The sequence below is a fragment of the Sphingomonas psychrolutea genome, assembly GCF_014636175.1.
In the GTDB taxonomy this organism is placed as follows: domain Bacteria; phylum Pseudomonadota; class Alphaproteobacteria; order Sphingomonadales; family Sphingomonadaceae; genus Sphingomonas; species Sphingomonas psychrolutea.
On sequence record NZ_BMDW01000017.1, the window covers coordinates 75,166 to 86,109 of the forward strand.

Genomic DNA, 10,944 nt, shown 5'->3' on the forward strand with positions numbered 1-10,944 from the left:
TAGGGATAGCGGGTTCGGCAGCCGACTATGCTAAACCTAGATTATGGTTGTTTCGGCCAGTGAGTTGAAGGCGCAAGCCGCGCTCCTCGATCGGCAAACCGGCGGGGCCAATGCCCGTGCGGACGAAGGTGTCCTTGTGCCCTCAGGGAGAGCGAATTTTCCGATCGTTGCGGTTGGCGCGTCGGCGGGCGGCCTCGACGCCGCCACAAGGCTGATCGATGCCCTGCCCGATGCACCCGGCATGGCCTTCATCCTGATCCAGCATCTCGATCCCACGCATAAGAGCCTGATGGCGGAACTCCTCGCCAAGCATACGCCGATGCCCGTGGTCGAAGCGCGTGACGGTGCTGCGATCGAGATCGACCATGTGTATACCATCCCCTCGGGCGCGTATTTGTCGGTGTCCGGCGATGTCCTCAGGCTGTCGCCGCCAGAAACGCCGCGCGGGGTGCGAAAACCGTTCGACTTTCTGTTGAAGTCACTGGCGCGCGGGACCGAGCATCCGATTGCCGCGATTATCCTGTCGGGCTTCGACGGCGATGGCAGCGACGGCCTGCCGAGCATCCGCGAACGCGGCGGTCTCGTCCTTGCGCAGGACCCGGCGGAAGCCGAACAGAATTCGATGCCGATCAGCGCGATCGATACCGGACTGGTCGATCAGACCTTGCGGATCGGGCAAATGCCGCATGCGCTCGCGCTCTTCGCCAAGTCCAATGCCGCATCGGCTACCACCAGTCCGCCGGGCCTTGCCGCCATTATCGAGGAACTGCGCCGCAAGACGCCACACGATTTCCGACTGTACAAGCCCGGCACGCTGCTGCGCCGGATCGAACGCCGCATGGCGCTGGTCCGGCTCGGCCCTGGAGCGATGCCGGACTATTTGGCGCTGTTACGAAAGGATGCGGGCGAGCGCGACTTGCTCGCGGCGGATTTGCTGATCAACGTGACGACCTTCTTCCGCGATCCCAAAACCTTCGCATTGCTGGAGAGCAAGGTCATTCCCGACTTGATCGCGCATCACGGTACTGACGAGCCGCTGAGGGTTTGGGTGGCCGGATGCAGTACCGGCGAGGAAGCCTATTCGATCGCGATCCTGTTCCTGGAGGCGATTGCCGCAGCTAAACGTCCGATCAAGCTGCAGATGTTCGCATCCGATGTCGATGCCGAAGCCGTCGCAAAGGCTCGCGAGGGCATCTATCCGGCATCCATCACGGTCGACATCACTACGGCGCGCTTGAAGCGCTTCTTTGTGGTCAATGAGGCGGGAGACTATCGGGTCAATCCCGATCTGCGCGGTGCGATCGTCTTTACCGTGCAGGACCTTTTGTCCGATCCGCCCTTTTCGCGGCTCGACCTGATTTCGTGCCGCAACGTGCTGATCTATCTGACGCCGCGCGCACAGGCGAAAGTCATCGCTTTATTCCATTTCGCGCTGCGCAAACGCGGCGTGTTGCTGCTGGGCAGCGCGGAATCGATCGGGAGCATGGCGGGTCGCTTCGAAACCGTGGCCAAGGCCGAGCGGATCTATCGGCAAGTCGGACACGGGCGATTGGGTTTGTCGGACTTCGCCGTAGCGGCCGCGGCAGACAAGACTGCACTGGCGCGCACGCTACCCGATAAAGCGCAGATGCGCGCGTCCGGCTTTGCCGATCTCGCCCGACGGACTGTTCTTGAGACACATGCCCCCGCCGCTGTGTTGATCGATCGAGCCGGCAAATGCCTGTATTCGCTCGGCGCCACCGACCGGTATCTGCAGGTTGCATCGGGCTATCCGACGCACGACCTGCTCGAAATGGCGACACCGGCATTGCGCGCGAAGTTGCGCTCCGCGATCGGGCGGGTGGGGCCGGACACGCCGCGCGTCTTCATCGGACATAGCCGGATCGGCAGCACCGCGTTCGGCATCGACGTCCAGTCGGTCAAGCACGACGGCGAGGAGCTGTTGCTCGTCGCATTCATCGACGACCCTGAGCACGGTTCCAGCAACGACGCGAAAACGCCGGCCACCAACGCGCGCGTCGGCGATCTCGAGCATGAGCTTGCGCTGACCCGCGATGAGCTGCGCATCGCGCTGGAGGGGCTGGAAACCTCGAGCCAGGAGCAGAAGGCGATTAACGAGGAGGCGCTTTCGGTCAATGAGGAGTATCAGTCGACCAATGAGGAACTGCTGACCTCGAAGGAGGAATTGCAGTCGCTCAATGAAGAGCTGACCGCGCTCAACGGACAGTTGCAGGAAACGCTCGAACGTCAGCGCTCGACCTCGGATGATCTGCAAAACGTGCTGTATAGCACCGATGTCGCAACGCTGTTTCTCGATCCCGATCTTTGTATTCGCTTCTTCACCCCGGCCACGCGCGCGGTGTTCAATGTGATCCCCGGTGATATCGGACGGCCGCTCGCCGATCTTCGCTCGCTCGCGGTCGATGACCGGCTGACCGATGATGCGCGCGCGGTGTTGAAGGGATCGGCTCCGATCGGGCAGGAGATCGAAGTACCGGGCGGCAGCTGGTTCCTGCGCCGCGTCCTGCCCTATCACACGCATGATGCGCAAATCGAAGGCGTGGTCATCACCTTCACCGACATTACCGAGCGCAAGAATTCGGCCAAGGCGCTGCGCGCCTCGAAGCGCGAGGCGGAGCTGGCCAATGTCGCAAAGTCGCGCTTCCTCGCCGCCGCCAGCCACGATCTGCGCCAGCCGCTCCAATCGCTCGCGCTGGTGCAGGCGCTGCTCGTCCATTCGGTCGAGGGCGACAAGGTCGGGAAACTGGTCACCCGCCTTGGCCAAACGATCGATGCGATGACGGGTATGCTCAATGTCCTGCTCGACATCAACCAGATCGAAGCGGGTGTGGTCGAGCCCCAGCCGATGGATTTCGCCCTGACCGACCTGTTCGCGCGCCTGCGCGATGAATTCACGTATCAGGCGCAAGCGCAGCGGCTCGATTTGCGCGTGCTGCCGTCCACGGCGAGCGTCCATAGCGATCCGCGCCTGCTGGAACAGATGATCCGGAACTTGCTGGCCAATGCGATGAAATACACGCGGACCGGGCGGATCCTACTTGGCTGCCGTCGCGCGGGCCAGCACCTGCGGATCGAGATATGGGATACCGGGATCGGCATCGCCAAAGCCGATCTGACCGCCATTTTCGACGAATTCCACCAAATCGACAATGCCGCACGCGAACGCAGCAAAGGATTGGGGCTTGGTCTGTCGATCGTGCAGCGGCTCGGCGCGCTGCTCGGGCACGACGTTAACGTAAGGTCGCGATTGGGCCGCGGGTCGGCTTTCACGATCGACGTCCCACTGGCGCAGCGCGCTGCGGCCGCTCCAACCGCCGATTTGTCGGGCGGATTGGAGGCAGGGGCCGCTCGTGTCGGCAAAATCATCATCGTCGAAGACGATCCCGAAGTGCGCGATCTGCTCGAGCAACTGCTGACCGCAGGCGGTCATCGCGTCCGCAAGGCCGCCAACGGCGAGGCGGCGATCGCGCTGATCGCCAAGGGCGCAATTCGACCCGATCTTGTGCTGACCGATTATAACTTACCCGGTGCGCTGGACGGTCTCGATGTCCTCAGCGGTATCCGGGCCGTGCTGCGCGACCCGATTCCCGGCATTATTTTGACCGGTGACATCTCCGATGCGACCGAGGCCCGCATTGCCGCGAACGACTGCGCTTTGTTGAGCAAGCCGGTAAAGTCGGCACTCCTGGCCGCGACGATCGCCGCGTTGCTTGTAAAGGCTAAAGTGCCTGCGATTGCATCTTTGGACAAGAGCACAGCTTTGAATGCGGTGATCATTCTCATCGATGACGATGCCGATGTTCGGCTGTCGATCCGCGACGTGCTGGAGGACGTGGGCCATGTCGTCGAAGACTATCCCGATGCCGAATCATATCTCGCGACGGTTCGAACCGAGCGCGAAGGCTGCATTCTGCTCGATGCCGGGCTCCGCGGTATGAGCGGGATCGCCTTGCTCGAGCGGCTTCATGCAACGGGTGATCCTATGCCGACGATCATGCTCGCCGGCAGCCGAGACGTCACGCTGGCGGTGGCGGCGATGAAGGCCGGTGCCTGTGACTTCATCGCGAAACCCGTCAGCCGCGAAGCGTTATTGGAGAGTGTAGCACGGGCTGTGGCGCAATCGCATGGCATCGGAGTCGCGCACGCGCGACAGGAGGCAGCAGCCCGCCATATGGCCGAACTGACGCCGCGCCAGCGCGAGATTATGGACATGGTGCTCGATGGCCAGCCAAGCAAGATTATCGCCGCTGACCTTGGCATCAGCCAGCGCACGGTCGAAAACCACCGTGCCGCGATCATGCACCGGATGGAGGCGAAATCGCTGCCCGAACTCGCGCGTCGGGCGCTCGCCGCCAAAGCCAAGGCATCGACGATCGAGGGCTAGCATGGTTACGGGCTCGGGCGTGGAGGGTCAGTGGCGTTGCGATGGAGCAGATCGCGCGAGCGATTCGGTCTATAACCGTCGGGTGACCCGCCACCCTCGCAAACGCAGTGTTGAGACAAAGGGCGGGTCGGCCTTATCCGCGTACATCGAGATCGACATGCACGCGGATCGCGTCGTGGCGCCAATATTCCTGGTCATATTCCACCACGCGCCCATCCGCCGCGATGCTGGTGCGCACCACCAGCAGACCAGGCGTACCCGGTTTGACGCCGAGCGCGTCGGCGGCGAATTTGACCAGGGCGCACGGCCGCATGTCGACGCGGTTGCGGACCACGGTGAGCCCGTAAATGCCGGTCAGGATTTGCGTGAGCGACCCGTCGAGCGAATGCTCGGCGAGGCCGGGGGCCAGCGCGGGATCGACGATGATGCGTTCGACCAGCACGGCGCGGCCGTCGATCGAGCGGCGGCGGTGCAGATTGTAGAGCGGCGTGCCGGGGGCGGTGCGGAAGATGTCGGCGACCGCCGGTGGCGCCGGCTCGAGCTCGGTGCTCAGCGTCTCGGTCGTCGGGCTCCGGCCTTGTTCGGCGACATAGGTCATGAAGCCCGCCCAGCGCATCGGATTGTAGGTCACGGCCGGAGGCGAGACGTACCAGCCGCTGCGGTCGCGCCGGTAGATCAGGCCTTCGGCTTCGAGCTGGAACAGCGCTTCGCGGATCGTCCCGCGCGCCGCGCCGCTATCCCCCTGAAACTGCCGTTCGGACGGCAGCTTCGATCCCGCCGCGAGCTTGCCCAATTCGATACCGCGCGCGATCTTGTCGCGCAGCGCGAGATAGTGCGGGCCGTCCGCGGTATCGCCCTTGGCGATTGGGGTGAGTTCGAGTTGGCTGCGCATCGCTGATCGGAGCTTGGAGGGGGTCTGGGGACGGGTCAAGCGCATCGGCGAAGGTCGTGCCATCGCCGCACTCGAACCGCCCTTTTTGGTCTACACCAAAAGAGGCGGGCGCCCCAGGTCTTCGCAGCCTTCTCAGTCGACCGGGCGAAGCTGCGACTGGAGCAGGGGACGATAACTGGACAAATCGGGCACATGCCAGTCGGGTTGCTTGCCCATGTCGTCGAAGCGGCGCAGTGTCACCGCATCGTCAAAAAACGGTTCAGCCTCGAACGCGCGGATTTCGTCGGCCGACATGGCGCCACCTTGCAGGGCCAAGCTGAGGGCCGAGGCGCGGCTGAGCCCCGCGAGATAGTCGGGATCGATCGCGCAGAGATAGCGCTTGGCCGCGACGTGGAGCCGCACCGGTTCGGTCACTGCGCGCGGGAAAAAGCCGCCAAGAAACGCCGATCCGGCATTCTCATGCCGCGCGTCGATGCCGTGCGATTCGGCCGCGTTGCCGGCATCGTCGATGAATTGCCCGATGTCATGCAACAGGGCCGCGGCGATCAGCGCGTCCGAACAGCGATCGCGCCGCGCGAGCTGCGCAGTCTGTAACGCGTGCTGAACCTGCGTCGCGTCCTCGCCATAAGAAAGGCTACCAAATTGCTCGAATAGGTCGAAAATCCGGTCGATTACGTTCTCGGCCATGGTTCCCCGCTGGTTTGCGCACCCGCCACCGCCCGCAATCGGCCGATGATGCTGATTTCCTGCTGTCGTAAGATTGTAGTGTAAGTGGACTATACCAATTTTCGGCGAGCTAGCGCATTCGCGTCGCCAGGGAAAGGGCGAAGCCATGGACGGGACGACGAGACGGCATTTTTTACGCGCGGCGAGTGCGGGCGCGGCCGGATCGATGCTGCCCGGTTTGATCGACCGCGCGCTCGCGATCCCGGCGAACCGGCGCACCGGATCGATCCGCGACGTCGAGCATATCGTGATCCACATGCAGGAGAACCGCTCGTTCGATCATTATCTCGGCATGTTGAACGGCGTCCGCGGCTTCGGCGATCCGCGCCCGCTGCGCTTGCCCGGCGGCCGCAGCGTGTTCGCGCAGCCGTCGCACCAGCACCCCGACGGCTATGTCCTGCCGTTCCACGGCGATTCGAAGACGACACGCTCGTTCAAGGTCGATGGTGCCGAACAGTCGCATCAGGAGAATGTGCATATCTTCAACCGCGGCCGCTATGATCGCTGGGGGCATAACGGGACGCTCCACACGCGGATGCTGCACTATACGGCGAGCGATCTGCCATTCTATTACGCGCTCGCCGACGCCTTCACCGTGTGCGACGCCTATCATTGCTCGACGCTGACGCAGACCTACCCCAACCGCTTGCACGTCTTCAGCGGCTGCAATGGCGGCGGCGGCGTCGGCGGCGACCCGGAGATGAGCAATTACGGCGAAGACGAAACGCCGAGTGCTGACATGGCCGAAGACCATGCGCTGAGCGAGGGAGCCTATCGCTGGACCACGTATGCCGAGCGGCTCGAAGCGGCTGGGGTCAGCTGGAAAGTCTATCAGGAATACGACAATTTCGGCGACAATCTGCTGTCGGTGTTCCCGCCGTTTCGCCCGGCGCCCAAGGATTCGGCGCTCTATCGGCGCGGTCGATCCTGGGTTAGCGAGCATGAAGATGGCGCGGACCGCACGCGATCGGACGGCGAACAGCTTGTCGCCGCCTTCCGTCGCGATGTAGAGGCGGGCACGCTGCCGCAAGTCTCGTGGATCGTCACCGCCGCCGATCTGTCCGAGCACCCCACGGCCGAACCCGCCAAGGGCGAACACATCTCGGCCAAGCTGATCGAGGCGCTGGTCGACAATCCCGAGATGTTCGCCAAAACCGCATTCCTGTTGGTCTATGACGAGGCTGGGGGTTTTTACGATCACGCCCCGCCGCCGATCCCGCCGGTAGGCGCATATCGCGGGCACAGCACCGTGCCGATCGCCGGCGAGACCAAGGATTATGGTACGCGCGACGTGCTCGAGCCGGGCAAGCATCCGATCGGGCTCGGCATTCGCACGCCGGCGATCGTCGTCTCGCCGTGGAGCCGCGGCGGCTATGTCTGCTCGGAATTGTTCGATCATACCTCGGTGCTGCAGTTCGTCGAACAGCGCTTCGGCGTGCGCGAGCCCAATATCAGCGCGTGGCGGCGATCGGTCTGCGGCGATTTGACCTCGGTGTTTGACTTTGCCGATCCGGATCGCGCCGCGGCGCTCAAATTGCCGACCACCGACGATTTCGCCGAACGCGTCGCACAATCGCTGGCGGGGCCCGTCAACACGATCCCCGCGACGCAGACACAGGCCACCCAAATGCCGGGCCAGCGCTTGCATCGCCCGCTGCCCTATGCGCTCGACGTGGTGGCCGGGGTGACGCCCGAGCGGCGGATGCGAATCGAGCTGATCAATCGCGGCAGCGTCGGCGCAACCTTCACGATGCATGACAATCACGACGTGCAGGAACCGTGGCACTATACGATCGGCGCGGGCGATCGCTTCGCCAGCGAGCAGTGGCACGATGCCGGGGCAATCGACGGTTATGACCTGACGCTACGTGGGCCGAACGGGCTGTGGCAGCGCTTCGCAGGGTCGCTCGCCCGCGTCGCACCGCCGGCCGAGGCACTGTTGGTTGCGCGGCCCACGGAGCGCGCGGTCGATCTGTTGCTGCGCAATGGCGGCACGGTGCCGCTGACCTTCACGATCGCGCTCGACCCCGCCTATCCGACGCAAAGTGCGCGGACGCGAACGGTCTCGGTCGCGCCGGGCAAGCAAGTCAGCGACCTGTGGCGGCTCGACGCGAGCGATACCTGGTACGATCTGACCGTGACGCTGGTGGAGGACAGCGCGTTCCTGCGGCGCTTTGCGGGAAAGGTCGAGACCGGACACGCTGGCCGCACCGATCCCGGCATCGGCGTCCTGCGCGTCACGGCATGACGCTGCCGCGCCGCATGCTGCTGCTCGCCGCCTTGCTGACGCTGGGGGCGGTGGGCCAGGCCGAGGATGAAGGTCCCTACGTCGCGCCCGATCGCATGCCCGACGGCGTGGCGATCCTGCCGCCGCCGCCCATTCCGGGCAGCGCCGCCGCGCGGGCCGACCGCGCGATCTTCGACGCCACGCGCAGTCTGCGCGGCACGCCGCGCTGGCGCATCGCGACCGAGGATGTCGGCAACGCGCCGCTCGACCGCTTTGCGTGCGCGCTGGGCGTCACGCTCACGCCTGCACGCGCGCCCGCGCTGGCGCGGTTGCTCGACCGGGCTGGGACGGGCGATCTCGTGAACCGAGTCAAAGCGCAGTACCGCACGCGGCGCCCGTATCTCGACACCGATGCGCCGATTTGCGAGCCCAAGACCGCGCACCTTGCGCAAAACGGCGATTATCCCTCGGGGCACGCCGCCAATGGCTGGCTCGAGGGGCTGATCCTGGCCGAATTGATGCCCGCGCGCGCGACCGCGATCCTCGCCCGCGCCCGCGCCTATGGCGAGAGCCGCGCGGTGTGCGGCGCGCATTCGCTTAGCGCGGTGCAGGCCGGCTGGATGGCGGGATCGGTGATGTTTCCGCAGATCAACGCCAGCCCGGCTTTTCAGCACGACATGGCGGCGGCACGGCGCGAACTGGTGTCGATCGGCGCGCGCGCGGGCGCGCCCGATTCGGGACAATGCCAAGCCGAACACGCGGCGCTCGCTGCGCGGCCGTGGTGACGTGACCGCACGCCCGCTGTCACGAAACTGCCTTTACGCTGGTCCACACCAGTCCCACCACATCGCAGGATTTTCATGCCCTCCGCACAACCCAAAGCCGGTGCCACCCCGCAGCTGACGCTCCTGCTCGGCGGGCTGGCCGCGTTCGGTGCCTATTTCGCAATGTATGCCTTTCGCAAGCCGTTCGCGGCGGCGACCTTTGGCGATGTCGACGGCTGGCATTTCGCGATCGACTATAAGACCGCGCTGCTGATCGCGCAGGTGTTCGGTTATGCGCTGTCCAAGCTGATCGGGGTGCGCGTGATCGCCGAGTTCGGGCGGCAGGGCCGCGCGAAGCTCATTTTCGCGCTGATCGGCGCGTCATGGGTCGCGCTGGTGCTGTTCGCGCTGGTGCCGGCCCCGTGGAACGTCGCGTGCCTGTTCCTCAACGGGCTGCCGCTGGGCATGATCTGGGGGCTGGTGTTCAGCTATGTCGAGGGGCGCCGCGTGTCGGAGTTGCTCGGCGCGATGTTGTGCGCGAGCTTCATCATTTCGTCGGGCGTGGTGAAATCCGTCGCGACGCTGTTTTTGCAAGCGGGCGTCACCGAAAGCTGGATGCCGGCGGTAACCGGCGCGGCGTTCTTGCCGGTGCTGCTGCTGTCGCTATGGTGGCTGGAGCGGATGCCGCTCCCCGATGCGCGCGACGAGGCTGAGCGTACCGTGCGTGTGCCGATGCTGCGCGCCGACCGAACGGCCTTCCTGCGCGCGCACGGCCTGTCACTTGTGTTGCTGGTCATGGGCTATGTCCTGCTGACGGCGATCCGCGATTTCCGTGACAATTTCGCCGCCGAACTGTGGACCGCGATGGGCTATGGCGGCGCAGCGGCGATGTTCTCGGCAAGCGAGCTTCCGGTCGCGGTGATCAGTCTGGCCGGTCTCGCCGCGTTGATGCTGGTGCGCGACAATATGCGCGCGCTGCTCGCGATGCACGGGATCATCATCCTCGGCGCGCTGTTTCTCGGGCTCTCGACGCTGGCCTTCCAAGCCGGGCTGCTCGGGCCGCTGCCGTGGATGATTTTGGGCGGCGCGGGGCTGTATCTCGCTTATACCCCGTTCAATGCGATGTTGTTCGACCGGATGATCGCGGCGATCGGCAAGCCGGGCAATGCCGGGTTCCTGATCTACCTCGCCGATGCGTCGGGCTATGCCGGCAGCGTGGCGCTGCTACTGTTCCGCAGCCTGGTTGCCCCCAAGATGGATTGGCTGCGCTTTTTCATCGGCATTTCCTATGCGACGGCGGTGGCGGTCGGCGTGCTGACGCTGTTGTCCGCCGTCGGATTCGCAATGCGCAATCGCGCCGCACGCGCCGAGAGTCGGACGCCATCGCTGTGATCCACATCCGGCATTTCGGAGCTAATTCTCGCATTCGTCTGGTCTGAAGGCGTCGCGCAAACGACCGGTTTAGGTTCCCTCGCGACACTGCCCCGGTAGCGACGCAACCGAGGCGCTCCGGGGAAATCGGCTTGGACCCTGAACACGCATCGGACGCATGCAACACTCATTTGCAATTTTGACCTGCTGCCGGTCTCTGGTTGCCGCTGGATGAAAGGCGGGGGTCACGTCATTTTAGATGCAGGCAAGGCCCAAAAGTTTTTGTCCATCCGGAATAACAAAAGGTACTGAGGCGCGGACGGTCTATGAAGTGAAAAACGTTCTCAACCAGATGATGCCCGAATATGCAAAGCTGCAGCGCCGGGGTTACCTGAAGGACACCGCCCAGAGCTCCGTGAATTTCCCCGCGAGAAAAATCGACGTTTCCGGCCCGGCAAAAAAGGGTTTGACCGAATCAAACACCGCCCCTAGGTGAATGTCACCGCAGCGACGGACCAGACGGTTCGCTTCTACGGTCACCAAATAGCCAGGCGCCAGG

At 64.4% G+C, this 10,944-nt stretch carries 6 protein-coding genes; 4 read left to right on the forward strand and 2 right to left on the reverse strand.

Annotated elements, in window-relative coordinates; genetic code table 11:
* Positions 1-43 precede the first annotated feature (43 nt).
* A complete protein-coding gene (locus IEV62_RS13460) occupies positions 44-4,405 on the forward strand; it encodes a CheR family methyltransferase (protein ID WP_188448328.1) in 4,362 nt (1,453 codons plus the stop codon).
* 133 nt (positions 4,406-4,538) lie between these two features.
* On the opposite strand, the gene IEV62_RS13465 is transcribed toward IEV62_RS13460, so the two are convergent.
* Positions 4,539-5,297, reverse strand: coding sequence for a UTRA domain-containing protein (locus IEV62_RS13465; protein ID WP_188448330.1), 759 nt, complete (start codon positions 5,295-5,297; stop codon positions 4,539-4,541).
* 132 nt (positions 5,298-5,429) lie between these two features.
* Entirely contained in the window at positions 5,430-5,984 is a 555-nt protein-coding gene (locus IEV62_RS13470; RefSeq protein WP_188448333.1) for a phosphonate degradation HD-domain oxygenase, read from the reverse strand.
* 145 nt (positions 5,985-6,129) lie between these two features.
* On the opposite strand from IEV62_RS13470, the gene IEV62_RS13475 reads away from it, so the two are divergent.
* From IEV62_RS13475 to IEV62_RS13485, 3 genes are all read left to right on the forward strand, one after another.
* Complete coding sequence (locus IEV62_RS13475) at positions 6,130-8,271, forward strand: phosphocholine-specific phospholipase C (RefSeq protein WP_188448334.1); 2,142 nt, start codon at positions 6,130-6,132, stop codon at positions 8,269-8,271.
* Entirely contained in the window at positions 8,268-9,035 is a 768-nt protein-coding gene (locus IEV62_RS13480) for an acid phosphatase (RefSeq protein WP_188448336.1), read from the forward strand. Before IEV62_RS13475 ends, IEV62_RS13480 begins: the two co-directional genes overlap by 4 nt.
* 75 nt (positions 9,036-9,110) lie before the next feature.
* Positions 9,111-10,406, forward strand: a complete 1,296-nt coding sequence (locus IEV62_RS13485) for a DUF5690 family protein (RefSeq protein WP_188448338.1) — start codon at positions 9,111-9,113, stop codon at positions 10,404-10,406.
* Positions 10,407-10,944 lie beyond the last annotated feature (538 nt).